This is a genomic window from Streptomyces sp. NPDC041970 (assembly GCF_055588985.1).
The window spans coordinates 58622-83898 of the sequence record NZ_JBVJCD010000012.1; the positions used below are offsets into that span (position 1 = coordinate 58622).

The following is a 25277-nucleotide window of genomic DNA, read 5'->3' on the forward strand; positions in this document are numbered from 1 at the left end:
GCAGCAGGCCGTCACCGCCCCGTAGGGCCACCACCGCACCGCCCCACCCGTCGCCCGGCGCGGCGCCCCGACCCACGGGGACGCCGTGCCGCGCTCCCCCCTGCCCACGGCAGGGGCCCGGACCGCTCCGAGACCTCAGCTCCCAGGTCGTCCGGACACGCCGGTATCCCTCAACTCCCCTTGCCGCACCGGAGTCCCACATGTTCCTCGCCGCCACCCCGCCGCCGGCGGAGGCGCCACCGCGCACCGGTGGACTGCTCCTCCTGATCGACGGCACCGCGGGTCTGCTGACCGTCGCCGCCCTGGGCATCGCCCTGCTCCTCTTCCTGATCATCAAGGTCAGGCTCCAGCCGTTCGTCGCCCTGCTCGCGGTCTCCATAGCCGTCGGCCTCGGCGCGGGGCTCTCGGTCACCGAACTCTTCGGCACCGTGCAGAAGTCCGCCGCCGTCTCGGTGATCGAGTCCGGCATGGGCGGCATCCTCGGCCATGTCGCGATCATCATCGGGCTGGGCACCATGCTCGGCGCGATCCTGGAGGTGTCCGGCGGGGCCGAGGTGCTGAGCGCCCGGCTGCTGAACCTCTTCGGGGAGAAGCGCGCCCCGCTCGCGATGGGCCTGACCGGCCTGATCTTCGGCGTCCCGGTCTTCTTCGACGTCGGCATCTTCGTCCTCGCGCCGATCGTCTACGCCGCCGCCAAGCGCTCCGGCAAATCGATCCTGCTGTACGCGATGCCGCTGCTGGCGGGCCTGTCCATGACCCACGCGTTCCTGCCGCCGCACCCCGGCCCGGTGGCCGCCGCCGGACTCTTCAACGTGTCGCTCGGCTGGGTCATCCTGATGGGCGTCGTCGTCGGCATCCCGTCCGTCCTCGCCGCCTGGGCGTACGCCGCCTGGATCGGCAAGCGGATCTTCGTCGAGGTCCCGCAGGACATGGTGGAGGCCGCCGCCGAGGCGAAGGCCGCCGTCGCCGCCGAGCAGCGGGCCGCGGGCGTCGCCCCGCCCGAGAAGCCGGTCCCGCTCGCCACCGTCCTCGCGATCATCGGCACCCCGCTGATCCTGATCCTCGCCGCCACGTTCTCCTCGATCGCGCTGGACCCCTCCACGCTCCGCTCGGTCGTCGAGTTCTTCGGCAACCCGTTCGTCGCCCTGACGATCGCGCTGTTCCTCGCGTACTACCTGCTGGGCATCCGCCGCGGCTGGTCCCGCACCTCCCTGGAGAAGGTCTCCACCTCCTCGCTCAAGCCGGTCGGGAACATCCTGCTGGTGGTCGGCGCGGGCGGCGTCTTCGGCGCGGTGCTCAAGGGCAGCGGCATCGCCAACGCGCTGGCCGACACCTTCAACGACGTCGGGCTCCCGGTCATCCTGCTGGCCTGGCTGATCTCGGTCGTGCTGCGCGTGGCCCAGGGCTCGGCCACCGTCGCGATCGTCACGACCGCGGGGATCGTGGTGCCGCTGGTCGAGGGCCAGGACCTCTCCCAGGCCCATCTCGCCCTGATCATCATGGCGATCTCCGCCGGGTCGATCTTCGCCTCGCACGTGAACGACGGCGGCTTCTGGATGGTGTCGAAGTACTTCGGCATCTCCGAGCGCGACACCCTGAAGTCCTGGACCGTCCTGGAGACCGTGCTGTCGGTGGCGGGCTTCGTGGTCGCCGCGCTGCTCAGCCTGGTGATCTAGGGCGCCGCGCCGAGATCGGGCCGGGCCCGCGGGATCCGGCCCGATCCGTCCCCGCCCGTCGCGTCCGCCCTCTTGCGCCGCACCGCCGATTGCGCTTCCTTATGCCGCATGGCGCAGACGAGCACGAACCCAGGGACAGGGGAGCCGTCCTCCCACCCCCGCAAGCCCCGTTGGCGGTACGTCGGCCCCGGAATCGTCGTCGCGGCGACCGGGGTCGGCGCCGGCGACCTGGTGGCGACGCTGATCGCGGGCAGCAGGTTCGGGTACACCCTGATGTGGGCGGCGGTGATCGGCTGCGTCGTCAAGATCTCCCTCGCCGAGGCGGCCGGCCGCTGGCACCTGGCGACCGGCCGCACCCTCTTCGACGGCTGGCGCACCCTCGGCCCCTGGACCACGGTGTACTTCGCGGTCTACGTCGTCGTCTGGGGGTTCCTCTACGGGGCGACGGCCATGTCCTCCAGCGCCCTGCCCATCGTGGCGCTCTTCCCCGGCGGGCCGGGGCTGAAGTTCTGGGCGATCACCACCGGCCTGATCGGGCTGGTCTTCGTCTGGTTCAACCGGTACGCCGTCTTCGAGAAGGTCATGACGGTCCTGATCGGCATCATGTTCGTGGTGGTCGTCTACGTGGCCGCCCGTGTCACGCCGGACGTCGGGGCCTCATTCGCCGGGCTCGTGCCCACCCTGCCGGACGGCTCCCTGCTCTACACCCTCGGGCTGGTCGGCGGCGTCGGCGGCACGATCACCATGGCCGCGTACGGGTACTGGGTCAACGCCAAGGGATGGACCGACGCGTCCTGGATGAGGGTGATGCGGCTCGACAACCGGGTCGCCTACATCACCACCGGCATCTTCGTCGTGGCGATGCTCATCGTGGGCGCCGAACTGCTGCACGCCTCGCAGGTGGCCCTCTCCACGGGCGACCGGGGCCTGCTGGACCTGAGCGCGGTGCTGGAGGAGCGGTTCGGCGGGAGCACCGCCAAACTGTTCCTGGTGGGCTTCTTCGCCACGTCGTTCTCGTCGCTGATCGGCGTCTGGCACGGGGTGAGCCTGATGTTCGCCGACTTCGTCGAGCGCTTCCGCACCCCGCCCGCCGGGGCCGGTGCGGAGGGGGCCGAGGCGCCCGCCGGTGCGGCCGCCGTCGGGAGCCGGGAGCGGTCGCTGCCGTTCCGCGCGTACCTCCTGTGGCTGACCTTCCCGCCGATGACCCTGCTCTGGCTGGACGAGCCCTTCGGCCTGGTCATCGCGTACGGGGTGCTCGGCGCGTTCTTCATGCCCTTCCTCGCCCTGACCCTGCTCTGGCTGCTCAACTCCTCCCGCACGCCGAAGCAGTGGCGCAACGGACCGCTCAGCAACGGGATGCTGGCCCTGGCGGGCCTGCTCTTCGTCGTGCTCTGCGTCCAGCAGGTGCGCGAGCTGCCGTGGTGACGGCCGCGACCGCGCCGAACTGAGCGATGCCGCCCCCCGGAAGCCGGGCGGGCCGCCCCCGGAGTCCCGGCGGGCGGCCCGTGCCGGAACGACGGCAGCGCCGCCGGGGGAGCGGCGGCGCTGCGGATCAGTGGTGCCGGACGGTGGGGGCGAGGGGTTACGGCAGGCTGCGGACGTGCGGGCCGACCGCCTTCGACCAGGCGAACCCGGCCGTGGCGTCCCAGTTCGTGGACCAGGTCATCGCGCCGCGCAGCGACGGGTAGGTCTTGGAGGGCTTGAAGGAACCGCAGTTGACGGCCTTGGTCAGGCAGTCCAGGGCCGCGTTGACGACCGACGGGGAGACGTAGCCGCTGCCCGCGCCGCGGGTGGAGGCCGGGACGCCGATGCCGACCTGGGACGGGTCGAGGCCGCCCTCCAACTGGATGCAGGCGAGCGCGGTGAGGAAGTCCACCGAGCCCTGCGAGTACACCTTGCCGTCGCAGCCCAGCATCGAACCGCTGTTGTAGTACTGCATATTGACGACGGTCAGGATGTCCTTGACGTTCAGCGCCGTCTTGAAGTACTCACCCGACGTCGACTGCATGTCGATCGTCTGCGGGGCCATCGTGAGGACGAACCCGCTGCCGGCCTTCGCCGAGAGCTGGCGCAGGGCCTTCGTCATGTAGGTGGAGTTGAGGCCGTTCTCCAGGTCGATGTCGACGCCGTTGAAGCCGTAGTCCTGCATCAGCGTGTACACCGAGTTGGCGAAGGCGGTGGCGGAGGCGTCGCTGTTGACCGCGACCGTGCCCTTCTCGCCGCCGACCGAGATGATCACGTTCTTGCCGGCCGCCTGCTTGGCCTTGATGTCGGCCCGGAACTGCGCGTCGGTGTAGCCGTTCAGCCCGGCGGTGTCCAGGTTGAAGGTGACCGCGCCCGGCGTGGAGGTGGCGTCCGCGAAGGAGACCGCGATGATGTCGTAGTCGGCGGGGACGTCGCTGAGCTTCTGGACGGCCGCGCCGTTGTTGAAGTTCTGCCAGTAGCCGGTCACCGCGTGCTTGGGCACCGTGGTCCCCGGTCCGGTGCCCGGCTTGGCCGTACGGGCGGTGATCGCCGCCGACTTGACGGACTCGCCGGCCGTGTTGGTGGCGCTCACGGAGAACTGGTACGCGGTGTCCGCCGACAGGCCCGTCACGGTCGCCGAGGTCCCGGTGGCGGTGGTCGCCTTCACACCGTCCCGGTAGACGGTGTAGCCGGTGGCGTTGGAGACCGCGTTCCAGGACAGGGTGACGGAGGTCGCCGTCGCCGCGCCCGCGGCGAGGCCGGCGGGGGGCGCCGGGACGACCGGGCCGGGCTGCTCGCTGCCGCCGCCGTCCGGGCCCGTCACCTCGAAGTCGTCGACGAGGTAGGCGGCCTGCCCGTACCAGCCGTGGGTGTAGACGGTCACCGAGGTGGTGTTCGCGCCCGTCTTGAAGCTGGTGGCCAGCTTGGTCCAGGCGGTGGAGCCGGGCGACCAGGTGGAGACGTCGGTCGTGCCGGTGCCGGTCACGCCGAGGTAGGCGTAACCGCCCTGCACCCAGGAGCTGAGCGCGTACGTGGAGTTGGGCTTCACGGCGACGGTCTGCGAGCACCGGGCGTTGTCCTGGCCGGCCGGGGTCGCCTTCAGCGCGCCGACGCCGGTGCGCACGGGGGAGGAGACGGCCGCGCCGCTGCCCCCGGAACACGTCCAGTTGGCGAGCCCGGACTCGAAGCCCGCGTTCTTGGCGTTGTTGACGTCGGCGGCCTGGGCGGTGCCGGCCAGTCCGGTGACGGACAGGGCGCCGGCCGCGAGGACGGCGACGGCGCCGCCGAGCACGTGGCGGGAGCGGCGGCTTCTGCGCCTGCTGCCTGCGGAGTGTTCCACTGGTGCCTCCGGGGGGAGTCGGGTGGTGCGTGGCGGGGGGCCGTGCAGACGCCGGGCGGACGACGGGCGTGGGGCTGCACGGTGGTGCTGGGTGGTGCGGCGTCGGGCGTCGGGGTGTCGCGCCGAGGGCGGTGGTCGTCGCTTGGCGGATAAACTGGTCCAGACCAATCAAGTTGTCAAGACCTCTGGCAGGGATTGGGCGTCGGCGCGGAGCCGGGCGCACGTGCCGTACGGGCTCCGCGCCGCCCCCCTTCGGCCGCCCGTGCGCCGGCGCACGGCCCGCCGGGCCGCGCCCCCCGCCGACGGCCCCTCGCCGCCCCTCGCACGGGTGATCCCGCCGTGCGTCTCCGGACGGTGACAGGGCCGGGGCGGCCGTGGCGGACCCCCGGCCACCGGACCCCGGTTGACCTGCGCGGCCGCCCGCGCGGGGACCCGTCCGTGGCGCGCCCGCGGTCACCCAGCGCAGCGCCCGCCGGGCCGGCCGTAATCGATTCATCCCGTTTGGCGCACGGCCTCGGGTCGAACACGGTCCGCGCGGCGGCGCACTGGTCTCCGATAACTGTTCTCTGCCTGGTGAGACGTGGCTAAAGTGCTGGAACAGGAGCACGGAGCAGAGCGATTGCGGACGACGTCCCGACGTCGACCGGAGCCGGAACGGGGAAAGAGCGTGCCGACCGCAATAGCAGTGACCAGTGCCGACCTGGTGCTGCCGCCCACCGACCAGCAGACGCCGACCGCGGCCCTGCTGCAAGCCCCCGACGCCCAGTCCCTGGAGCTGGCCATCGGCGACATGCACCTCCTGCTCGAACAGCACGGGTACGTGATCGCCGTCTACCCCTCCGGCATCCGCCCCGAGCACGAACGCCGCCTCCACTCCATCCGCTCGGTCCTGGAGAGCGACCGGATCGCCCTGGTCAAGGCCGACCTGCCGCCCCTGGGCGTCGCCGTCCTCGTACGCCAGTTACGGCAGTTGACCCTCTGCGACTTCAGCCCCGGCGTGATCGCCTCCGCCGCCCGGCTGCTCACCCACTACATCCACGCGGGCGCCCTGCTCAACTCGGTCGCCCGACTCGACCACGTCCCGGTGAGCCTCCGGAGCCACGCCACGTCCTGGGTCCCCGGCTCCCAGTTCGCCGTCCTCGCCGGACCGAAGCCGCAGTTGCTGAAGATCGGCCCGGCCGTCGCACCCCCGCCCGGACCGGAGTTCGCCACGCATCTTCTGGTGGCCAGAGGGCACCTTCAGTCCGACTGGGTACGGGAGGCCCTGGCGCCCGCCTGGAGGGTCCAGGCCGTCCTCGACACCGCGCTCCCGGCCGACTCGCCGCGCTGGTGGGGCACGGGCAGGCTGGTGGAGTTCGCCGCCCACCTGCCGGACCTCTCCGTGGTCTACCAGTTGGTCTCCTCCGTACGCCGGGAGAAGTGCCACTGGTGCGCCATGGAACTCATCGGCGACCGCTGCGCCTTCTGCTCCGCGCCGCTCGCGGCCCCGGAGCACCGGACGCCCGCCCGCGCCCTCCACCGGGGGGCCGCCGCGCCGCCCGGCCCCTGACCCCGACCGCCCGCCCCGTACCGCCGCGCCACCCCCGACCGCCCCCCTGCCCGCCCGCCGCCCCACGCATCCGAATCGAACGAGGTTGTCCGGACCATGAACTCCCGCCAGCGCCGCGGCGTGATACTCCTGCTCCTGTCGGTCCTGTGCGCCCTCGCGGCCTTCGCCGGCGTGCTCTCGGTGATCGGCGACGTCAACTCGAAGGTCGGGCCCGAGGTCACGGCGTACCGGCTGAAGACCAACGTGGCCCCGTACACCGCGCTCAACCGCGGCCAGTTCGAGAAGATCGCGATGCCCCGGCGCTGGCTCTCCAAGAACGCCGTGACCGACCTGCGGGAGGTCGAGTCGAAGATCGCCGTGACCCAGCTCCGCGAAGGCTCCCTGCTCCAGTCGGACATGATGGTGCGCAAACCCGAACTGCGCCCCGGCGAGCAGGAGATCGCGATCATGATCGACGCCTCCACGGGCGTCGCGGGCAAGATCACCCCCGGCGCCACGGTCAACGTCTACGCCACCTTCCCCGGCGAACAGCAGGGCCCCCCGCCCCAGTCGAAGGTCATCGTCTCCAACGCCAAGGTGCTGGAGGTCGGCAGGCTCACCGCCCTCGACCCGGACGCGGACGAGCGGCGCAGCCAGGTCACCGAGGCCGTGCCGATCACCTTCGCGCTGAACACGCTGGACACCCAGCGCATCGCCTACGCCGAGTCGTTCGCGGAGCACGTGCGCCTCGCGCTCGTCGCCCCCGGCGGCGACGGCACCATCCGTCCGGGAGACCGCACCTACACGCTCGACAAGGACAAGTGAGGATGGGATGACCACCAGAATCCTCCCCGCCGTCGGCGATCCCGACGCGGCCCGGTCCCTCACCACCCTGCTCAGCCAGCTCCCCGACGCCGAACCGGCCAACCCCGTCGGCGACTCCACCCAGCTCATCGACACCCTGGCCCGCCTCGCGGGCGAGGCCCTCGACGAGCTGCCCGACGTGGTGCTGGTCCACGAGCGGATCGGCCCGGTGCCCGCCCTGGAGCTGGTACGGGAGGTCTCCCTGCGGTTCCCCTCCGTCGGCGTCGTCCTGATCACCGCCGACGCCGGCCCGAGCCTGTTCGCCGCCGCGATGGACTCCGGGGTGCGCGGCCTGGTCACCCTGCCGCTCGGCTACGAGGAGCTGGCCAACCGGGTCCAGGCGGCCGCCCAGTGGTCCTCCGGGGTGCGGCGCCACCTCCTCTCCGGCAGCGACGTCCTCGCCGGACCCGGCGGCACGGTGGTCACGGTCTCCGGGGCCAAGGGCGGCGTCGGCGCGACCGTCACCGCCATCCACCTGGCCCTCGCATCCCAGGCGTCCGGCCACACCGTCGCCCTGGTCGACATGGACCTCCAGACCGGCGACATCGCCTCCTTCCTCGACGTGCAGTTCCGGCGCTCCCTCGTCGACCTCGCCGTGATCGCCGACATCTCGCCGCGCGTGCTGGCCGACGCGGTCTACTCCCACTCCACCGGCCTCGCCCTGCTCCTCGCCCCCGGCGAGGGCGAACGGGGCGAGGAGGTCAGCGACCGCTCGGCCCGCCAGATCGTCAGCGCCCTGCGCTCCCGCTACGAGGTCGTCGTCATCGACTGCGGCGGCCAGATGAACGGCGCCAACGCGGCGGCCGTCGAGATGGCCGACGTGGCCCTGCTGGTCACCACCCCCGACGTCGTCGCGGTGCGCGGCGCGAAACGCGTCGTACGGATGTGGGAACGGCTCCAGATCCGCAAGGCGGAGGAGACGGTCACCGTCGTCAACCGCTTCACCCGCAACACCGAGATCCAGCCGCCCCTGGTCCAGAAGATCACCGGCACACGGGTCGCCTCGGTGGCGGTCCCCGCCAACTTCAAGGAGCTCCAGGCGTCCATCGACTCCGGACGCCTGCACGAACTGGACGCCAAGAGCACCGTCAAGCAGGCGCTCTGGGGACTGGCCGGGGAGCTGGGCATCGTCAAGGAGGGCACGCCGGCGAAGCGGACCGGCGGCGTCCTGGCCAAGAGGAGCGCCGCCCCGAAGAACGACCGCGGCTCGATCGGACGCCGGCGGCGCGGCGGGGTCGGCCGCGGCCCCGGCGCACCCGAGGGGACACGGTGAGCGATGACCACCACCCGAGTGGCACGTCCCGGCCTGTGGAGGCTGATCGCCGCCCGCCATGACCGCGGGCAGACCGCGATCGAGTTCCTGGGCATGACGCCCTTCATCATCCTGATCATGCTCGTGCTCTGGGAGTGCGCCCTGATCGGCTACACCTTCAGCCTCGCCGGCAACGCGGCGGACGTGGGCGCGCGCAAGGGGAGCGGTGCGGAGTACGGGGCGGACGCCGCCTGCCGGGCGGGGGCCCTGGAGGACCTTCCGCAGGCGTGGCTGAGCGGGGCGCGGGTCGCGTGCGGCCCCGGCGGCGGCCTGTACGAGGCGAAGGTGTCGCTCACGGTCCCGGTGCTGGTGCCGGGCCTGTTCGACCTCGACGTGGGCGTCGACGGCGAAGCCGGATCGGCGCTGGAGGACTGAGTGATGACGCCGACCGCGCACGCCGCGCCGACCGCGCACGCCGCGCCGACCGCGCACGCCGCGCCGACCGCGCACGCCGCGCCGACCGCGCACGCCGCGCCGACCGCCCGGCCCCCAGGCCCCCGCCCGTACGCGCACCGGACCGGGAGCCGGGGCCGCGGCCCGCACCCGACCGGGAGCGGCGACCCGTACGCGTACGCGCACCGGGCGAGGGGCCGCGACCGGAACCCGTGCCCGCTCGCGCACCCGGCGAGGGGCCGCGACCGGGGCCAGGTCGCGCTGGAGTACCTGGGCTTCCTCCCGCTGCTGCTGCTCGTCGCCCTGCTGGCCATCCAGCTCGGCCTGGCCGCGTACGCCGCCGCCCAGGCGGGCACCGCGTCCCGCGCCGGGGCCCGCGCGGCGGCCAGCGCCGACCACCACGGCGACCCGAGCGCCACGGCCCGCGGCGCGGTGAGCGGTTGGCTGGTGGACGGCGGGGGGGACTTCCGGTACGAGCAGAGCGGCGGCGGCGACGTGACGGCCACCGTGAGCATCCGGGTGCCCTCGATCGTCCCCGGCCTGGACGGCTGGTGGGCGAAGCGGAGCACGACCATGGCCGACGAGAACGCCCTGCCCTGACCCGAGGACCCGCACCCACCGGCCACCGGCGCGCCCCCGACGTGCCGGGCGCGCCGAGGAGGCCCCGCACGAGCGAGGAGTTACGCAGATGAGCCTGCGGGCACGCATGACCACCCCGGACGAGCAGAGCGGGGCGCGGGAGGACGGCCACCTGGTGGCCGCCTACCGGGCCAAACTGCTGGAGGAGATCGACCTCGCGGAGATGTCCTCGCTGGCCGCCGCCGACCGGCGGGCCCGCCTGGAACGCGTCCTCGGCCACATCATCAGTCGCGAGGGCCCGGTCCTCTCCACCGCCGAACGCTCCCAACTCATCCGTCGCGTCGTCGACGAGGCGCTCGGCCTCGGCATCCTGGAACCGCTCCTGGAGGACGCCTCCATCACCGAGATCATGGTCAACGGGCCCGACCACATCTACGTGGAGCGCAACGGCCGGGTCGAACAGCTCCCGATGCGCTTCGGCTCCCACGAGCAGTTGATGCAGACCATCGAGCGGATCGTGTCCACGGTCAACCGCCGCGTCGACGAGTCCAACCCCATGGTGGACGCGCGCCTGCCCAGCGGGGAACGCGTCAACGTGATCATCCCGCCGCTGTCGCTGACCGGCGCCACGCTCACCATCCGGCGCTTCCCGCGCTCCTTCACCCTCCAGGAGATGATCGGCTTCGGCTCGCTGGACGAGCAGATGCTGGTGCTGCTCGCCGGACTCGTACGGGCCCGGCTGAACATCATCGTCTCGGGGGCCACCGGCACCGGCAAGACGACCCTCCTCAACGCGCTCTCCGGGCTGATCCCGGACGCCGAGCGCATCGTCACCATCGAGGACTCCGCCGAGCTCCAGCTCCAGCAGAGCCATGTGATCCGGCTGGAGTCCCGCCCGGCCAACGTGGAGGGCAAGGGCCGGATCACCATCCGCGACCTGGTCCGCAACTCCCTGCGTATGCGGCCCGACCGCATCGTGGTCGGCGAGGTCCGCGGCGGCGAGTCCCTCGACATGCTCCAGGCGATGTCCACCGGCCACGACGGCTCCCTCGCCACCGTCCACGCCAACAGCGCCGAGGACGCGCTGATGCGCCTCCAGACCCTCGCCTCGATGTCGGAGGTCGAGATCCCCTTCGAGGCGCTGCACGACCAGATCAACAGCGCCGTCGACGTCATCGTCCAGCTCACCCGGCACGCCGACGGGGCCAGGAAGGTCACCGAGATCGCCGTCCTGGACTCGCACGGGCGGGACCCCTACCGCATCGTCACCGTCGCGCGGTTCGACGCCCGGCCGATGGGCCCGGACGGCCGCGTCCACGGGGAGTTCCGGTACCTGCCGCTGCCCCGGAAGATCGCCGACCGCCTCTACCTGGCCGGCCAGCCCGTCCCGCAGGCGTTCGGGGTCGCCCGATCCGCCGAACAGCTCGCCACCCGAGAGGCCAACTAGGTAACCGAGCATGGACAACGTCAACCTCCCCCTGATCACCGTCGGCGTCACGCTGCTGGCCTGCGTGCTGGGCGTGGCCGGACTGCACGCCTACGCCGGCGGCAAGGCCGACCGCGACGCCCTCGTCGAACGGCTCTCCCACGTCGGGCAGATCCCCGAGCAGGGGCGCGTCCGCCGCTTCACGGGCCTGGACCGCCGCCTGCGCGCCACCGCGTTCGGCCGGAAGCTGGAGCGGAAGCTGGCCGCCACCGGCATGGAGCTCACCCCCGGCGAGTTCTGCGTCTACGCGGTCGTCGCGATGGCCGGGCTGTGGATGATCGCCTCCTCCCTGCTCGCCGCGTTCTTCGGCCCGGTCGCCGCCCTGATCGGCCTGTGGGGCGCCAACGCCTACCTCAACTGGCAGCGCGCCAAGCGCACCGAGCGCTTCATCAACCAGCTCCCCGAGCTGTCCCGCATCCTCGCCAACGCCACCCAGGCCGGGCTGGCCCTGCGGACCGCGCTCTCCATGGCCGCCGACGAGCTGGAGAGGCCGGCCGGGGAGGAGCTGGCCCGCGTCGCCCGCCGGCTGGCCGTCGGCGAGCCCCTGGAGGACGCGCTGAGCGAGCTGACCGACCGGTTGCCCTCACGCGAACTCGTCGTCCTCGTCACCACCCTGGTCCTGTCCAACCGCGCGGGCGGCACGGTCGTCAGCTCGCTGCGCAACCTCACCCAGACCCTGGAGGAGCGCAAGGAGACCCGCCGCGAGGTCAAGACCCAGCTCTCGCAGGTCACGGTCACCGCCTACGCCGTACCGGCCTTCGGGGTCGGCGCGATGCTCCTGATGAACGCCGTCATGCCCGGCGCCCTCGACCGGATGACCGGCGCCTTCGTCGGGCAGGCCGCCGTCGTCGTCGCGATCGCCCTGTACGCCGTCGGATTCGTCGTGATCCGCCGGCTGTCCCGTATCGACGTCTGACACCAGGAAGGACCAAGAGACATGGACCTGCTGCTCGCCCTGGTCGTCGGCCTCGCCGTCTACGGGGCCATCCACGGCATCCGGATGTACCGGGCCGACGCCAAGCTCCCCGAGGACCTCGCCGTCGCCCTCGAATCCGGGTCGGGCCGCACCGGCGCGGTGGGCTCCGGCATCGACCGCCTCGGCATCCGCTGGGCCCCCCTGGTCCTGCGGATGATGGGCCCCAAGGCCGTCAACAGGAAGCGCCGCCAGATCGACCTGGCCGGCAACCCCGGCGGCCTCACCATCGACCGCTACGCGGCCCGCCGCGCGGTCTACGGGGCGCTCGGCCTGCTCGGCGCGTTCTCGATGCTCCTGCGCGGCCAGTTCTTCCTGGCCCTGCTCATGATCGCGTTCGGGCTGTTCTGGGTGGAGGTCGGCATCTGGTCGGCGATCCGGGTCCGCCGCGCGCACATCGAACGCACCCTGCCCGACTTCCTCGACGTCCTGGCCGTCGTCGTCTCCGCGGGGCTCGGCTTCCGCCAGGCGCTGGACCGGGTCGCGGAGAAGTACGAGGGCCCCTGGGCCGACGAACTGCGCATCACCCTGCGCCAGATGGACATGGGCGTCAGCCGCCGCCAGGCCTTCGAGGAACTGCGCAGGCGCAACGACTCCGAACAGGTCGCCATGTTCGTCACGACCCTCCAGCAGGGCGAGGAGCTGGGCGCGCCGATCGTCGAGACGCTCATCCAGATCGCCGACGACATGCGCCGCACCGACGCCCAGAACGCCCGCCGCAAGGCCGCCAAGGCGGTTCCCAAGGCCACGTTCGCGGTGACCTCCTTCCTCCTGCCGGGCACGCTCCTGCTGCTGACGGTCGGGTTCGTCTACGGGGCCGACGTCGACTTCGCGTTCCTCACGGGGGGCGGGTGACATGAACGGCCCTCCGAGCGGGGACGGGAACCCCGTAGGGCGGAACGGCCGGGCGCGGGCAGGCGCCTGACGTCCGCGGGCGGACGCCGGCAGACGCGAGGACGCGACGGGGGTGACAGCGCATGGCCCATCAGGTGGGCGACGCCCGGACCGGACCGGCCGCCGCGCCGGACCACGCCCCCACCGGCGCACCGGCCCGCCCGGCCCTCGCCATCCAGGTCAACGCCCTCCAGGCGATGTGCCGCCAGGTCTTCGGCTTCCGGTTGGCGATGATCGCGATCGCGACGCCGTACGCCATCGGCAACACCGCCCCCGGCCTGCCCACCTGGTTCGTCGGCTCGGCGGTCCTGGCCACCTTCATGGGCTCGTACGTCCTGTTCCGCGACTGGGAGCGCTTCGGCCCCGTCCTGCTGCGCCACCCCTGGCTGCTCGGCGTCGACGTGCTCTTCGGAACGCTCCTGCTGGTCACGGCCACCCCCGAGTCCACCCTCGCGTACGTCACCGCCTGCACCCCGCTGCTGGCCGGCCTGGTCCAGGGCAGCCGGGGCGCCGCCGTCCTCGCCGCGCTCCAGGTGGTCATCGTCTTCGGCCTGTACGCCAGCGTCCCCGACCTCCGCGGCAGCGGGGCCACCGCGCTCCTGCTGCCCGGCTTCTGCGTGATCGCCGGGGCGCTCGGGGTCACCCTGCGCAACCTGCTGCTCCGCTTCGGCGCCGCCACCCAGGCCCTTGCCGAGACGCGGGCGCGGCTGGCGGCGACCGAGGCGGTGGAGGCCGAACGCACCCGTCTGGCACGGGAGATGCACGACTCGGTCGCCAAGACCCTGCACGGCCTGGCGCTCGCGGCGGACGGCCTGGCGGGGTCGGCGGACCGCACGGACCCGCCCACCGTCCGACAGCGGGCGGAGCTGGTCGCCCGCGCCGCCCGCCGCGCCGCCGCCGAGTCCAGGGAACTGCTCACCGACCTCCGCCGCGAACAGGGCCTGGCGGGCGGCGTCGACATCCTCGCGGAACTGGCCGCCCACACGCAGGACTTCGCCGACCACCACGCCGTACCGACCGTCTTCCGCAGGCTCGGCGAGGGCGTCCCGGCGCCGCCGGTGCCGCAGGCGGTCGCCCGGCAGCTCCTCACCGTCGCCGCCGAGGCCCTGGAGAACGCCCACCGCCACGCGGACCCCGGCCGCCTGGTCGTCCTCGCGGGCGTGCAGGGCGATGTGCTCCGCGTCAGCGTGTACGACGACGGGCGCGGCCTGCCGGCCGGGACCACCCTCGACGCCCTGCGCCGGGCGGGGCACTTCGGCCTGGTGGGCATGGTCGAACGCGCCGCCGCCATCGGCGCGCGCATCCACATCGGGCGGGGCCGGGGGGAGAAGGGCACGGAAGTGCGCGTGGAGCTCCCCCTGGCGGCCCTGCCCGGCGCCACCACTCCCGAGAGGAGGCCGCACGATGCCGGAAGACATCTCCCCTGAGCCGAGCCACCACGACCCGGCCCCGAGCGACCTCGTGCACCCGCACAGGTCAGGGGCCGCCGCGGCCTCCGATGGCCCCGTGCGCCCGCACGTCGCACCGAGCCACCACGCCCCGGCCCCCGGCGACTCCTTGCGCCCGCACGCGTCAGGGCCCGCCCCGGCCTCCGGTGGCCCCGTGCGCCCGCACGTCGCAGGGCCCGCCCCGACCGGCCCGTCCACCGCGGTCGAGGACTCCGACCCGCCCACCGCGGTCGAGGAGGCGGGGCGGCCGTCGCCGGACCCGTTCCCCCCGTCGCCCACGGCCCCCGCGGCGGCCCGGCTGCGGGTGGTGGTCGCGGACGACAACCCGGTGGTCCGGGCGGGCCTGGGGGCGCTGCTCTCGGGCCGGGCCGACATCCAGGTGGTCGCGGAGGCGGCGGACGGCCGGGAGGCGTACGAGCAGACGCTCCGGCACCGCCCCGACGTGGTCCTGCTCGACGTCCGTATGCCCGGCGTGGACGGCATCTCCGCCCTGCCCCACCTGGTCGGGACCGCCCCCGTGCTGATGCTGACGTACAGCCGCGAGAGCGAGATCGTCCACGAGGCGCTGCGCCTGGGCGCGGGCGGCTACCTGGTGCACGGCGAGTTCACGGCGGACCAGCTCGTCCGGGCGGTGTGCGACACGAAGGACGGCCGCGCCCACTTCACCGCCACGGCCGCCGACGTCCTCCGCGCCCACCTGCGCGACGGCCCGCCGCCCCACGGCTCGCCCCTCCCGGACGGCCTGGGCGGAGTGCCGACGGCGGCCCCGGAGCCCGCGTACCCCCGTCCGGTCGAACCCTCGGAAAGGCTTTCGCGACTGCAACCCGCTGTGGGACAGTCTTCGGTGACCGGAGGACCGGTAGCGTCCCCCAACAGGCTCCGGGGCATGTTGAGTTCGAGGGAGGTGGAGGTCATGGACCTGATTGCGTCCGGGATGAGCAACCAACAGATCGCGGCCACCTGCTTCATCAGCGAGAAGACGGTCAAGAACCACATCAACCGCATCTTCACCAAGCTCGACAGCACCACCCGCGGCGAGGCCATGGCCCATTGGCTCGGCACCGCGCCCCGCGACTCCGGGCGGCGCCATGACTGACCGCACCGCCGACGAGCCGCCCCGGAAAGCTCTTCGGGTCCGGAAATGGGCCCATGGACCCTCCGGCCGACCACCGTTTCCCCCCTATGGTTCTCACGTCACCAGCGGCACCGGCCCAGAGCAGGCCGGCTCCGCCCACGGCACCGCAGGAACGTGTGAGTCGGCCGGCGCCCGGCCGGCCGGACCAGGAGGGGAACACCATGTCGAACATCACCCTGAAGACCGCCGTCCGCGTCACCGGCTGGGCCGACACAGCGGCTCGCGGCATCCGGAAGCGCTGCGCCGCGAAGGACCGGGGTCAGACGGCGTTCGAGTACCTGGGGATCATCCTGGTGGTCGTGGCGATCATCGGGGCGATCGCGGCCTCCGGCATCGGCGGGAGCATCTCGGGCCGCATCAGTGGTCTGGTGTCCGCCATCACCTCTGGCTGATGCGCGCGCGTCCGCAAGGCGACGCGGGGCAGGCCTTCCCCCTCTACGTGGTCATGGTGGCAGGCCTGCTCTTCCTCGCGTTCGCCTTCTTCGCCGTCGGCAAGGCGTCCGCCCTGCGCAACGGGTCCCAGGGTGCTGCGGACGCGGCCGCTCTGGCTGCCGCCCAGAGCCTCCGCGACGACTTCGGGCCGGGGTTCCTCGCCTCGCTCTCTGATGACACGCTCGACCTCTTCCTCGACCGGCCCTTCGTGCCTCCCTGCGGGGAAGCGGCACGGCTGGCCGCCGCCAATGACGCCGACGAGCAGTCCTGCACGTTCGAAAGCGGCTATCTGCGTGACGAGATCACGGTCGAGGTGCAGGGGAGGAAAGCCGTCGATTCGCCGGTCATCCCCGGCACAGAGAACCGGCGTGCGGAGGCCGAGGCCACCGCGCTGGTCGAGTTTCGCTGTCCTCGGTGGAAGGCGACGGACGTCGACAGCGACGGAACCCAGGACCTGTACGTCTTCTCCTGCTCGAATGGTGATGTGGTGAAAATCGCGCCGAGCAGCCCGACCCTGTGGGCGGCAGTGCGCAACAGTCTCTTCGACGTGCGGTTGGTCGACCAGTGAAAGCGAACCACGAGTAGAGGATTCGGACGATGAGTATGCGGTGGACCACGACAACCGGAAGGGCGATGGCGGCTGTGACGGCGGCGGCCGCCTTCGCCTTCACCCTGACCGGCTGCGGTGACGACGGCGGTGAGGAGCCCCGTACCGAGGGTGCCGGCGCGCCTTCCGCACCGGCCAGTCCTTCCGAGGAGGACAAGGGGGAGCCGCAGCAGGAGGACACGGCCGCGGGCGAGGCTGTGGACCCCGATGTCAAGTTGGCCGAGGCGCGTGGACAGGGCGGACTTGTTTTGGTCGTCAACGAGGTCAAGCGGGACCTCGGTGGGTTTCTGACGGTCCAGGGCCAGATCACCAACGAGGGGGACCAGGCGCGCACGACCTCCGGGTGGTCCGGCTCCGAAGTGAACGTAGTCAACAAGAACCCCAACTCGGTCGCCGGGGCGACGCTGGTGGACAAGACGGAGAAAAAGCGCTATTACGTCCTCCGGGACACGGATTCCCGGTGTCTGTGCACCACGGCGATCACGTCCCTCGCTCCGGGCAAGACGGCGCCGATCTTCATGCAGTTCCCGGCTCCGCCGCAGACCACGACCGAAGTCGACTTCAATCTGCCGACGTTCGCCACCACCTCGCTGAAGATCTCTGGGTGAATGCGGACATGAAGACCAATCAGCGCCCTGGGACGGTGCGGAACGTAGGGCAGGCCGTCGCGGTCGTCATGCTGATCGCCGGGACCACGCTTCTCGGGGCGTCGCCCTCATGCGCGGACGATGTGCCGAGTATGCCTCCGGGGACCCAGGCGACCTCGGAGCCGCCCGTTCCTCTCGACCCCAATGACCCCGACCTGAAGATGCCGGAAGGCGGCACGCTCGCCCCTGGCCGCGTCCTCGACATCGTCCAGGTGGTCGAGGACCTCGGTGGCGAGGAACGCCGCGAGGACAGCAATGCCGACATCAAGCTCGCGCTCCAGGCCGAGGTCCTCTTCGGCAAGGACAGCGCGAAGCTCAGCTCGGCGGCCCAGGCCCGGATCGCCGCCATCGCGGAGGAGATCAAGGCGCAGAACGCGACCAGGGTCCGCGTCTTCGGCTTCACCGACGACCTCGGTTCCTCGGCGCACGGCGACGTCCTGTCCAAGCGGCGCGCGGACGCGGTGCACGGGGTCCTGTCCCAGCAGCTCGGCCCCACGATCACGTACGAGATCCGGGGGTACGGGGAGCAGTACCCGATCGCCGCCAACAGCACCGAGGAGGGCCGGAAGAAGAACCGCCGGGTCGAGGTCTCCTTCCCGCGCGGCGGCGCTTCCTGACCCGAGGACGGGTTCCGCGCCGCCTCCCACCGCCGGGCCGGGCCCGAAGGTGGGAGGCGGCGCGGGAGTCATCGGCGGCCGGCCCAGGGGGTCCTCGTCACGCGACGGGCTTCCGGAGTGCGGACGCGGGGGCGGTTTCCCTCGCCGCGTCCCCGTCCCCGTCCCCGTCCCCGTATCCGTCTGCGGCCCCGTTCCCGTTCGCGCCTGGGGAAGATGCGGGGATGAGGAACGAGGCGATGAGCCCCAGCAGGACGAATCCGGCCGCGACGTAACCGCCGAGGACCACACCGTCCGTCATCGCCGCGCGGGCCGCGTCCGCGACGGAGGCCGTCCGGGGGTCCGCGGCCAGGGGGCCGATGGCCGCCCCGGCGCTGTCGGTGACGGCGGCGGCGAGCCGGTCGGCCTCGCCCGCGGGCAGGCCGCCGCCGGTGAGCCGGTCGTTCAGCCGGGTGCTGAGCGTGGTGAAGAACACCGTGGTGAGGGCGGCGATGCCGAGGGCGGAGCCGAGCTGGCGGAAGGCGCTCTGCACCCCGGACGCCTGCCCGGAGCTGGCTTCCGGAACGTCGTCGAGGACGACGTTCGTGACCTGTGCGGTCGCGAAGCCGACGCCGATGCCGTACAGGAAGAGCACCAGGGAGACGGGCCACCACGCACGGTCGGGGGCGGCGACCAGCCCGATCCCGGCGAGCCCGACGACCTCCAGGGCGAGCCCGACGCGCAGTTGGCCGAGCGGTGCGACCTTGGCGGCCATGCCGAAGCTCGCACCGCTGGCGACGAAGGAGCCGATGGCCACGGGCACGAGGGCGAGACCGGCCTGCAGGGCGCTGTAGCCGAGGGTGAACTGGAGCCACAGGGGCAGGATGGCGACGACGCCGAACTCGCCGATGCCGATGATCAGCGTCGCGATGTTGCCGCTCCGGAACGAGGCGATGGAGAACAGGCCCACGTCCATCAGGACCCGGTCCGAGTGGCCCGCGCGACCCAGCGCGACCTGCCGCCGTACGAACGCGTAGAGGCCGGCGGCCGAGAGGACCAGGGCGACCAGGACCGGAGAGGGGCCGCCGGACCAGGTGAGGCCCAGGACCTCCAGCGGGCGCACGGTGGTGATCCAGCCGTACGTACGTCCCTCGACCAGGCCGAAGGCGAGCAGCCCGAGACCGGCGACCGAGAGCAGCGCGCCCGGCACGTCGACGCGGCCCCGGGTCCGGGGCGAGGGGGCCATGTACAGCAGCACACCGGCCCCCACCAGCACGGACAGCGGCACGTTGATCCCGAAGGCCCAGCGCCAGGAGACGTGCTCGGCGAGCCAGCCGCCCAGCAGCGGGCCGAGCGCGGCGGCGGCGCCGATGGTCGAGCCCCACACGGCGAACGCCTGGCCGCGCGCCTTGCCGGTGAACGTCGCCTTCAGCAGGGACAGCGAGGTCGGCAGCAGCATGGCCGCTCCGGCGCCCTGGAGGAACCGGGCCAGGATCAGCAGTTCGCTGTCGGGCGCGAGCCCGGCCAGCACGCTGGTCGCCCCGAAGACGACGACACCGCCGACGAAGACGCGGCGGGCTCCGAGGATGTCGGCCAGCCGGCCGGTGAGCAGGAGCAACGCGGCGAAGACGATGGCGTACGACTCCTGGACCCACTGCGCCTGGGCGGATGTGGCGTCCAGGTCCTCGACGATCGAGGGGACGATCACGTTGACGATCGTGGTGTCCACCACGATCAGCGCCACCCCCAGGGCGATCGCGATCAGGCCGAGCCACCGGCGGGTGGCGGCAGCAGGACTGCGCACCGTAACTCCTTCCATTGTGGAATAATTCGATGATGGAACGGTAGGGGGAGGGTAGTAGGTTGTCAAAGGCGTGGCGGCGCGCGAACGGTCGGCCGACCCGCGGTGAGGAAGGGTGGCGTCGGCGGTGGAGGGTTCGACACGCGGTGAGGCGACGGCGCAGCGTGAACGGCTGATCGAGGCGCTCCGGGCCTACGCCGGCCACTACACCGAGCTGAGCCGCCTCTTCGCCGACTGGCTGGGGCTGCACTCCACGGACGCGGCCGCCCTGCTGGAGATCGCCGCGGCGGACGAGCGGGGCGCCCCCCTCTCGCCGGCCCGGCTCAGCGAACGGCTTCCGCTCTCCCCGAGCGCGACGACCGCTCTGCTCAACCGCCTCGAACAGGCCGGGCACATCATCCGCAGCCGTGAGCACGCCGACCGACGGGTGATCACCCTGCGGAGCAGCGCGCACGTCCAGGAGCGCGCCGAGGAGTTCTTCCACCCCCTGGGCGTCCGCCTCGACGCCGTCATGGCCGGGCACCCGCCGGACGTCGTGGCCGGCTTCGAGGCCCTGCTCGCCGACCTGGGCGCCGGCGTGGAGGCGTACATCGCCGAGCGGGCCCGTGAGGCGTGACGCCGGTGCGGTCGTCCCCCGGCCGCCCGCGCCGGTCGCGGGACGCGGCGCGAGCCGATCCTCCCGCCGGGCGCGAGAGCGCTGAGGGGTCCTGACCGGACGGCACACGCCACGACGGCGAGACCGAACCGCGAGCGCGTCGCGCGAGGGGGCAGAGGGGTCGGGGGCCGGGGCGCCCGCTCCCCGCCGCGAGCGGGCGCCCGATTCCTCGGGACCGATCACACCCCACCGCACCGGGCCTCCGCCCCCGAGACGGGAGGCCCCGGATCGCCGTCATAATCGGCCGTATGCCCGTCCACCAGCTCAGCCCCCGGACGCCCGCCGCTCCGGCCCCCAAGACGCCCGCCGCCGGGCCGCGGGCCGTCGCCGCGCTCCGGGTCGCCGCACCCGCGCTCGCGGTCTACGCCGCCGTGCGGGCCCTGGGGCTCCTGGTCCTCTGGGCGGCCGCCTCCGCCGAGGGGAAGGACCCCCTGGCGCGGCTCAGCGGACGCTGGGACTCCGTCTGGTACCAGCGCATCGCCGCCGACGGCTACGGCTACACCGTCACCCTCCCCGACGGGGCCGTCCACTCCGACCTGGCCTTCTTCCCCCTGCTCCCGGCTCTGGAGCGCGGCATCCACGAGCTGACCCCCCTCAGCCTCGGCGGCGCGGGGCTCCTGGTCGCCTGGAGTGCCGGGCTGCTCGCCGCCTGGGGGATCTTCGCGGTGGGCGCGCGTCTGCGCGGACGGCGCACGGGGGTGGTGCTGGCCGCCCTGTGGGGGGCCTACCCGACGGCGTTCGTCCAGTCGATGGCCTACACCGAGACGCTGTTCACGGCGCTGGCCGCCTGGACGCTGTACGCCGTGCTCACCGGGCGCTGGATCGTGGCGGGCGCGCTGTGCGTCCTGGCCGGGCTCACCCGGCCCTCGGCCGCCGCGCTCATCGCCGCCCTCGCCGTCACCGCCGCAGCCACCCTCGTACGGGAGCACCGCGCCGGGGACCGCACCGGCCCGGTCCTCCGCCGCAACGCCCGGATGCTCGCGGGCACGGCGCTCGCCCCGCTGGGCTGGCTGGCGTACGTGGTGTTCGTGGCCGTACGGCAGGGCAGCCCGTTCGCGTACTTCGACGTCCAGGCGGAGTGGGGCAACGGCATCGACGGCGGCCGCGCCCTCGCCTCCTTCATCGCCCGGCTCCCCTGGCCCGCCGCCCTCGGCCTCTGCGCGGCGCTCGTCCTGCTCGGCGCCCTCGTGGCGCTCTGCGTACGGCAGCGGCAACCGCTCCCCGTCCTCGTCTACACCGCCGCGATCGTCGTCGTCTCCCTGATCGGCGCCGGCTACTTCGGCTCGCGCCCGCGCCTGATGATGCCCGCGTTCCCGCTGCTCCTCCCGCCCGCCGCCGCCCTGCTGCGCCTGCGGACCACGGGACGCACGGCCGCCGTCCTCACCGTCCTCGCCTGCGCGTCCGCCGTGTTCGGCGCCTGGACGCTCCTCGGTTCCGGCCCGCCGTAATTCGCGTGCACTGCGAAGGCGTGCACTGCGAAGGCGTGCACTGCGAAGGCGTGCACTGCGAAGGCGCGCACCGAGAGGGCGTGCACCGCGAAGGCGCGCACCGCGTGTGAAGCCCGCGCGCCACGCCGCTGGTCCGCAGGCCCGCGCCCGGCGTACGCCCCGCCTCCCCGCGCCCGCCGCAGCGAAGGCTCCGGCGTACGCCTACCGCCCCGAGGCGTCCGCCGTCGCGCGCGGCTCCAGCCGCACGCCCGGTCGCACGCCCCACCGCTCCATCGCGCCCGCCTCCGCCTCCACCACGTGCCGGGCCCGCAGTCGGGGCAGGCCCAACCGGCCGGGCCTCATCGTGCGGACCGCCAGCACGGTGCCCGTCCGGTCCAGGTACGCCACGTCGATGGCGAACCGCATCCGGAAGGTGTGCACGCTCCCGCACGGGGTGAGCAGCAGGGCTCCCTCGATCCCGTCCCGCCCGAGCAGTCCGCGGGTGCGGGCCCGGTACGAGGCCGCTATCCGCAGCGGCACCTCCCGCGCCTCCCGGTCCGCGTGGACCGTGAGCGTGCCGTCGCCGTCGCGCCATGTCCTCATGGGCACCGACCGTAGCCCCCGGCGGCCGTGCGCGGGCCCGAACGCCCGCGCGTGGGCCCACGGGCCCGCGTCCCGCGGCGGAGACGGGGGCTAGGGTCGTCGCGTGGATGCCGCGCTGCTCGTTCTCGCCGCGGTCTGGGGGGCCGCCGCCGGGCTGCTCGTCCCGCGTGCCGCCTACCGCTTCGCCGTCGACCCCGAGGAGCCGTGGCGTACGGCCTGCCCCGCCGGCCATCCGCTGACCGGCCCGGCGGGCGGCTGGCTCGGCCCCGCCCGCTGCGCGGCGTGCGCCGTCGCCGCCCCCCAGCCGCACGGCCGGGCCGCCGCCGGGACCCGCACCGAGCCCACCGCCGCGCCTGGCGCACGCCCCTACGCCCCCCAGGTCGCCGCCCCCGTGCTCACCGTGCTCGCCTGCGTCGCGCTCGCCGCCGCGACGGGGCCCCGGCCCGAACTGGTCGGATGGCTGGCGCTGACCCCCGTCGCCGTCCTCCTCGCCGTCGTCGACCGGCGCGTCCACCGGCTCCCCGATCCGCTCACCCTGCCCCTGGCCGCCGCCGCCGTCCTGCTCCTCGGCGGCGCGGCGCTGGTCCCCGGCCACGCCGGTTCCTGGACCTCCGGGTTGCTGGGCGGGCCCGCCCTCGGCGGCTTCTACTTCCTGCTCTTCCTCATCAACCCGGACGGCATGGGCTTCGGCGACGTGAAGCTCGCCCTCGCCCTGGGCGTGGTGCTCGGCTGGTACGGCTGGGCGGTGCTGTTCCTGGGCGGGTTCGCCGGGTTCCTGTTCGGGGCGGTGTACGGACTGGGGCTGGTGCTCCTGCGCCGCGCGGGGCGGGGGACGGCCATCCCGTTCGGCCCCTTCATGATCGCCGGGGCGCTGACCGGTCTGCTGCTGGGGGCCCTGGCCGCGTGAGCCGGGCGGCGGCCCGCCACCACGGGCCGATGCCCGCTCCGGTGCCCGGTGGTGACCCGCTACCACGGGCCACGCCTGCTCCGCACGCCCGGCGGCTCGCCGCCACGGCCCACGCTCCCTCCGCACGCCCGGCGGCTCGCCGCCACGGCCCACGCTCCCTCCGCACGCCCGGTGGTGACCCGCCACCACGCCCCCACGCCCCCTCCGCGCGCCCGGCGGCCCGCCGACAGCCGTTCCGTCCACTCCGCAATCCGCTCGCGCCCCCGGCGTGCGCCTGACACGATTTCGCCATGCCCCGACCTCCCGCCACACCTCCCGCGTTCTCCTCCCCGGCCTCCCGCGAGCGGTTCGACACCCTCGTCGCCGAGGCGGACGCCGTCTCCGTCGACGGCTGGGACTTCTCCTGGCTCGACGGGCGGGCGACCGAACAGCGCCCCTCCTGGGGGTACGCCGGTGTGATGGCGGACCGGCTCGGCCGGGCCCGCGCCGCGCTCGACCTCCAGACCGGCGGCGGCGAGGTACTGGCCACCGCACCGAGGTTCCCGCCGGTGACCGTGGCGACGGAGGCGTGGCCGCCGAACGTCGCACGGGCCACCGCGCTGCTCCACCCCCTCGGGGCGGCGGTCGTCGTGACCCCGGACGAGTCGGCGCTGCCCTTCGGGGACGCCGCGTTCGACCTCGTGGTCAGCCGGCACCCAGGGACCACCTGGTGGGAGGAGATCGCCCGCGTACTGGCTCCGGGCGGTACGTACCTCTCCCAGCAGGTCGGCCCGGCCAGCGTCTTCGAGCTCGTCGAGTTCTTCCTCGGCCCGCAGCCCCCCGAGGTGCGCCGGGCCCGCGACCCCGAGGACGCGCGCGCCGCCGCGACGGCGGCCGGCCTGGAGGTGGTGGACCTGCGGGCGGAGCGCCTGCGCACCGAGTTCTTCGACATCGGCGCGGTGGTCTACTTCCTGCGCAAGGTGATCTGGATGGTGCCCGGATTCACCGTCGCGGAGTATCTGCCCCGGTTGGCGGAGCTGCACGAGCGGATCGAGGCGGAGGGGCCCTTCGTCGCTCACGCCACCCGCTTCCTCATCGAGGCCCGCAAGCCCGTCGAGCCCCGCAAGCCCGTCGAGGCCCGCAAGCCCGGCTGACCCCCCGCACCCCGCTCGCCCCCGCCACTCCGCCCACCTCACGAGCCCCGCCCACCCCGCCCGCCCCGCTCACCTCGACCGTCCCAGCCGCCCCGCCACCCTCGACCGACCCGTAAGGCCCTTGCAGCCCCTTCCAGCCCTCCCGCCCCAACCCGGCTGTCCCGGCGGCAGGTTCACCCCCCGTCCACCCCTTCGGGAGGCAACGGGACGGCCCGCGCCGCCGTCCTACCCCCAGGAGCACGCACTGCGGAGAAGTGGGAGCGGCCATGACCTTGGAGAAGGAAGACTGCGCGGGACGGGCCGGTCGCACCCGGCGCGGCAAGGCGGACTGGCTCACCGGGCAGCGGATCACGGCCGTCCTCGGCGTCTACTACCGGCCCGAGGGCCGTGCCGGCGAGCCCGAGGCCGTCGAGTTCGTCCTCTCGGGCGGCCCGTCCATCCTGCTGACCTGCGCCTTCAACCGGACGCTCCGGGTCACTCCCGGCACCTGGCCCCGCCTGCCCGACTGGTGCGTACCGGCGAGCCAGTGGCAGCACGCCCCGCCCGCCCAACTGCCCCCGGCGCCGTACGGGGGAGCCTGGACGGTCATCGGCACCGGGGAGCGCCGGGACGAGAACGGCGAGGTGCTGGAGGCCGTCATCCGCTGCGAGGACGGGGACTTCGTGGTCGTCGCCGGGGACACGGTCGCGGTCCGCTTCGACCGCCGTCCCTGAGCCGTACGCCCCCGACCCGTACGCCCCCGACCGGCCCGTACGCCGCGCCCCGCGCACCCGCGCGGGGCGCGGCACATGTACGGGGAGGAGTGCGGCGCATCCGCCGGGTGATGGCGGGGTGGCGCTGCACGCCGCACGACTTATGAAAGGTTATGGTGGAAACCCCC

Annotated in this window: 24 protein-coding genes; 21 read left to right on the forward strand and 3 right to left on the reverse strand. The window is 73.4% G+C overall.

Features of this window, described 5'->3' with window-relative positions:
• Nucleotides 1–200: 200 nt before the first annotated feature.
• On the forward strand, nucleotides 201–1676 hold the full coding sequence (locus ACZ6EJ_RS09485) for a GntP family permease (RefSeq protein ID WP_469265734.1): 1476 nt from the start codon (nucleotides 201–203) through the stop codon (nucleotides 1674–1676).
• Nucleotides 1677–1784: 108 nt separating this feature from the next.
• A complete protein-coding gene (locus ACZ6EJ_RS09490) occupies nucleotides 1785–3101 on the forward strand; it encodes an Nramp family divalent metal transporter (RefSeq protein WP_469265735.1) in 1317 nt (438 codons plus the stop codon).
• A gap of 157 nt (nucleotides 3102–3258) precedes the next feature.
• Here the strand turns inward: ACZ6EJ_RS09490 and ACZ6EJ_RS09495 are convergent, their stop codons facing one another.
• The gene (locus tag ACZ6EJ_RS09495; protein WP_469265736.1) at nucleotides 3259–4980 is read right to left on the reverse strand and encodes a chitinase; all 1722 of its coding nucleotides are present in this window, start codon (nucleotides 4978–4980) and stop codon (nucleotides 3259–3261) included.
• Between the two features lie 667 nt (nucleotides 4981–5647).
• Here ACZ6EJ_RS09495 and ACZ6EJ_RS09500 point away from each other — a divergent pair.
• The 14 genes from ACZ6EJ_RS09500 (at nucleotide 5648) to ACZ6EJ_RS09565 (ending at nucleotide 17895) form a co-directional block, all read left to right on the forward strand.
• The gene (locus tag ACZ6EJ_RS09500; RefSeq protein ID WP_469265737.1) at nucleotides 5648–6529 is read left to right on the forward strand and encodes a hypothetical protein; all 882 of its coding nucleotides are present in this window, start codon (nucleotides 5648–5650) and stop codon (nucleotides 6527–6529) included.
• A gap of 96 nt (nucleotides 6530–6625) precedes the next feature.
• The gene (gene cpaB, locus ACZ6EJ_RS09505; protein ID WP_469265739.1) at nucleotides 6626–7333 is read left to right on the forward strand and encodes a Flp pilus assembly protein CpaB; all 708 of its coding nucleotides are present in this window, start codon (nucleotides 6626–6628) and stop codon (nucleotides 7331–7333) included.
• Between the two features lie 7 nt (nucleotides 7334–7340).
• Nucleotides 7341–8645, forward strand: a complete 1305-nt coding sequence (locus ACZ6EJ_RS09510; RefSeq protein WP_469265741.1) for an AAA family ATPase — start codon at nucleotides 7341–7343, stop codon at nucleotides 8643–8645.
• A 3-nt stretch (nucleotides 8646–8648) separates the two neighbouring features.
• Complete coding sequence (locus tag ACZ6EJ_RS09515) at nucleotides 8649–9059, forward strand: TadE family protein (protein WP_469265742.1); 411 nt, start codon at nucleotides 8649–8651, stop codon at nucleotides 9057–9059.
• Between the two features lie 279 nt (nucleotides 9060–9338).
• Nucleotides 9339–9677 carry a TadE/TadG family type IV pilus assembly protein gene (locus tag ACZ6EJ_RS09520; protein WP_469265846.1) on the forward strand — a complete coding sequence of 113 codons (339 nt, stop codon included), beginning with the start codon at nucleotides 9339–9341 and terminating at the stop codon, nucleotides 9675–9677.
• Between the two features lie 88 nt (nucleotides 9678–9765).
• On the forward strand, nucleotides 9766–11103 hold the full coding sequence (locus tag ACZ6EJ_RS09525; protein ID WP_469265743.1) for a CpaF family protein: 1338 nt from the start codon (nucleotides 9766–9768) through the stop codon (nucleotides 11101–11103).
• A 10-nt stretch (nucleotides 11104–11113) separates the two neighbouring features.
• Nucleotides 11114–12058 (forward strand): type II secretion system F family protein, encoded by a 945-nt coding sequence (locus ACZ6EJ_RS09530; RefSeq protein ID WP_469265745.1) that lies wholly within the window; start codon nucleotides 11114–11116, stop codon nucleotides 12056–12058.
• Between the two features lie 21 nt (nucleotides 12059–12079).
• On the forward strand, nucleotides 12080–12970 hold the full coding sequence (locus ACZ6EJ_RS09535) for a DUF5936 domain-containing protein (RefSeq protein ID WP_469265747.1): 891 nt from the start codon (nucleotides 12080–12082) through the stop codon (nucleotides 12968–12970).
• Nucleotides 12971–13092: 122 nt separating this feature from the next.
• Nucleotides 13093–14436, forward strand: coding sequence for a sensor histidine kinase (locus tag ACZ6EJ_RS09540; RefSeq protein ID WP_469265749.1), 1344 nt, complete (start codon nucleotides 13093–13095; stop codon nucleotides 14434–14436).
• A complete protein-coding gene (locus ACZ6EJ_RS09545; protein WP_469265751.1) occupies nucleotides 14414–15553 on the forward strand; it encodes a response regulator in 1140 nt (379 codons plus the stop codon). The genes ACZ6EJ_RS09540 and ACZ6EJ_RS09545 overlap by 23 nt, the downstream gene beginning before the upstream one ends.
• Before the next feature lie 200 nt (nucleotides 15554–15753).
• Complete coding sequence (locus tag ACZ6EJ_RS09550) at nucleotides 15754–15984, forward strand: hypothetical protein (RefSeq protein ID WP_469265752.1); 231 nt, start codon at nucleotides 15754–15756, stop codon at nucleotides 15982–15984.
• Nucleotides 15984–16592 carry a pilus assembly protein TadG-related protein gene (locus ACZ6EJ_RS09555; RefSeq protein ID WP_469265754.1) on the forward strand — a complete coding sequence of 203 codons (609 nt, stop codon included), beginning with the start codon at nucleotides 15984–15986 and terminating at the stop codon, nucleotides 16590–16592. Before ACZ6EJ_RS09550 ends, ACZ6EJ_RS09555 begins: the two co-directional genes overlap by 1 nt.
• Before the next feature lie 29 nt (nucleotides 16593–16621).
• Nucleotides 16622–17239, forward strand: coding sequence for a hypothetical protein (locus ACZ6EJ_RS09560; RefSeq protein WP_469265756.1), 618 nt, complete (start codon nucleotides 16622–16624; stop codon nucleotides 17237–17239).
• Nucleotides 17240–17247: 8 nt separating this feature from the next.
• On the forward strand, nucleotides 17248–17895 hold the full coding sequence (locus ACZ6EJ_RS09565; protein WP_469265758.1) for an OmpA family protein: 648 nt from the start codon (nucleotides 17248–17250) through the stop codon (nucleotides 17893–17895).
• A gap of 97 nt (nucleotides 17896–17992) precedes the next feature.
• Here the strand turns inward: ACZ6EJ_RS09565 and ACZ6EJ_RS09570 are convergent, their stop codons facing one another.
• On the reverse strand, nucleotides 17993–19690 hold the full coding sequence (locus tag ACZ6EJ_RS09570) for a DHA2 family efflux MFS transporter permease subunit (RefSeq protein WP_469265759.1): 1698 nt from the start codon (nucleotides 19688–19690) through the stop codon (nucleotides 17993–17995).
• Between the two features lie 109 nt (nucleotides 19691–19799).
• Here ACZ6EJ_RS09570 and ACZ6EJ_RS09575 point away from each other — a divergent pair, with 109 nt between their 5' ends.
• A complete protein-coding gene (locus tag ACZ6EJ_RS09575) occupies nucleotides 19800–20288 on the forward strand; it encodes a MarR family winged helix-turn-helix transcriptional regulator (protein WP_469265760.1) in 489 nt (162 codons plus the stop codon).
• 287 nt (nucleotides 20289–20575) lie between these two features.
• Complete coding sequence (locus ACZ6EJ_RS09580; protein ID WP_469265761.1) at nucleotides 20576–21775, forward strand: hypothetical protein; 1200 nt, start codon at nucleotides 20576–20578, stop codon at nucleotides 21773–21775.
• A 201-nt stretch (nucleotides 21776–21976) separates the two neighbouring features.
• Here ACZ6EJ_RS09580 and ACZ6EJ_RS09585 read toward each other — a convergent pair whose 3' ends face one another.
• On the reverse strand, nucleotides 21977–22357 hold the full coding sequence (locus tag ACZ6EJ_RS09585) for a DUF192 domain-containing protein (RefSeq protein WP_469265763.1): 381 nt from the start codon (nucleotides 22355–22357) through the stop codon (nucleotides 21977–21979).
• A gap of 103 nt (nucleotides 22358–22460) precedes the next feature.
• Between ACZ6EJ_RS09585 and ACZ6EJ_RS09590 the strand changes: the two genes are divergently transcribed.
• The 3 genes from ACZ6EJ_RS09590 to ACZ6EJ_RS09600 all read left to right on the forward strand — a co-directional run bounded on the left by ACZ6EJ_RS09590 (nucleotide 22461) and on the right by ACZ6EJ_RS09600 (nucleotide 25110).
• Nucleotides 22461–23264, forward strand: a complete 804-nt coding sequence (locus ACZ6EJ_RS09590; RefSeq protein ID WP_469265765.1) for a prepilin peptidase — start codon at nucleotides 22461–22463, stop codon at nucleotides 23262–23264.
• A gap of 290 nt (nucleotides 23265–23554) precedes the next feature.
• Nucleotides 23555–24397, forward strand: coding sequence for a class I SAM-dependent methyltransferase (locus ACZ6EJ_RS09595; RefSeq protein ID WP_469265767.1), 843 nt, complete (start codon nucleotides 23555–23557; stop codon nucleotides 24395–24397).
• 266 nt (nucleotides 24398–24663) lie between these two features.
• On the forward strand, nucleotides 24664–25110 hold the full coding sequence (locus tag ACZ6EJ_RS09600) for a hypothetical protein (RefSeq protein ID WP_469265769.1): 447 nt from the start codon (nucleotides 24664–24666) through the stop codon (nucleotides 25108–25110).
• The last annotated feature ends 167 nt before the right edge of the window (nucleotides 25111–25277 follow it).

What these genes read in the sequence shown, in the direction of transcription:
- ACZ6EJ_RS09530 (WP_469265745.1), top strand. Translation starts at nt 11,114, where the DNA reads ATGGACAACGTCAACCTCCCCCTGATCACCGTCGGCGTCACGCTGCTG.
- ACZ6EJ_RS09595 (WP_469265767.1), top strand. Translation starts at nt 23,555, where the DNA reads ATGCCCCGACCTCCCGCCACACCTCCCGCGTTCTCCTCCCCGGCCTCC.
- ACZ6EJ_RS09570 (WP_469265759.1), bottom strand. Translation starts at nt 19,690, where the DNA reads ATGGAAGGAGTTACGGTGCGCAGTCCTGCTGCCGCCACCCGCCGGTGG.
- ACZ6EJ_RS09585 (WP_469265763.1), bottom strand. Translation starts at nt 22,357, where the DNA reads ATGAGGACATGGCGCGACGGCGACGGCACGCTCACGGTCCACGCGGAC.
- ACZ6EJ_RS09525 (WP_469265743.1), top strand. Translation starts at nt 9,766, where the DNA reads ATGAGCCTGCGGGCACGCATGACCACCCCGGACGAGCAGAGCGGGGCG.
- ACZ6EJ_RS09485 (WP_469265734.1), top strand. Translation starts at nt 201, where the DNA reads ATGTTCCTCGCCGCCACCCCGCCGCCGGCGGAGGCGCCACCGCGCACC.
- ACZ6EJ_RS09540 (WP_469265749.1), top strand. Translation starts at nt 13,093, where the DNA reads ATGGCCCATCAGGTGGGCGACGCCCGGACCGGACCGGCCGCCGCGCCG.
- ACZ6EJ_RS09580 (WP_469265761.1), top strand. Translation starts at nt 20,576, where the DNA reads ATGCCCGTCCACCAGCTCAGCCCCCGGACGCCCGCCGCTCCGGCCCCC.
- ACZ6EJ_RS09515 (WP_469265742.1), top strand. Translation starts at nt 8,649, where the DNA reads ATGACCACCACCCGAGTGGCACGTCCCGGCCTGTGGAGGCTGATCGCC.
- ACZ6EJ_RS09550 (WP_469265752.1), top strand. Translation starts at nt 15,754, where the DNA reads ATGTCGAACATCACCCTGAAGACCGCCGTCCGCGTCACCGGCTGGGCC.
- ACZ6EJ_RS09535 (WP_469265747.1), top strand. Translation starts at nt 12,080, where the DNA reads ATGGACCTGCTGCTCGCCCTGGTCGTCGGCCTCGCCGTCTACGGGGCC.
- ACZ6EJ_RS09560 (WP_469265756.1), top strand. Translation starts at nt 16,622, where the DNA reads ATGAGTATGCGGTGGACCACGACAACCGGAAGGGCGATGGCGGCTGTG.
- ACZ6EJ_RS09555 (WP_469265754.1), top strand. Translation starts at nt 15,984, where the DNA reads ATGCGCGCGCGTCCGCAAGGCGACGCGGGGCAGGCCTTCCCCCTCTAC.
- ACZ6EJ_RS09510 (WP_469265741.1), top strand. Translation starts at nt 7,341, where the DNA reads ATGACCACCAGAATCCTCCCCGCCGTCGGCGATCCCGACGCGGCCCGG.
- ACZ6EJ_RS09565 (WP_469265758.1), top strand. Translation starts at nt 17,248, where the DNA reads ATGAAGACCAATCAGCGCCCTGGGACGGTGCGGAACGTAGGGCAGGCC.
- ACZ6EJ_RS09545 (WP_469265751.1), top strand. Translation starts at nt 14,414, where the DNA reads ATGCCGGAAGACATCTCCCCTGAGCCGAGCCACCACGACCCGGCCCCG.
- ACZ6EJ_RS09600 (WP_469265769.1), top strand. Translation starts at nt 24,664, where the DNA reads ATGACCTTGGAGAAGGAAGACTGCGCGGGACGGGCCGGTCGCACCCGG.
- ACZ6EJ_RS09490 (WP_469265735.1), top strand. Translation starts at nt 1,785, where the DNA reads ATGGCGCAGACGAGCACGAACCCAGGGACAGGGGAGCCGTCCTCCCAC.
- cpaB (WP_469265739.1), top strand. Translation starts at nt 6,626, where the DNA reads ATGAACTCCCGCCAGCGCCGCGGCGTGATACTCCTGCTCCTGTCGGTC.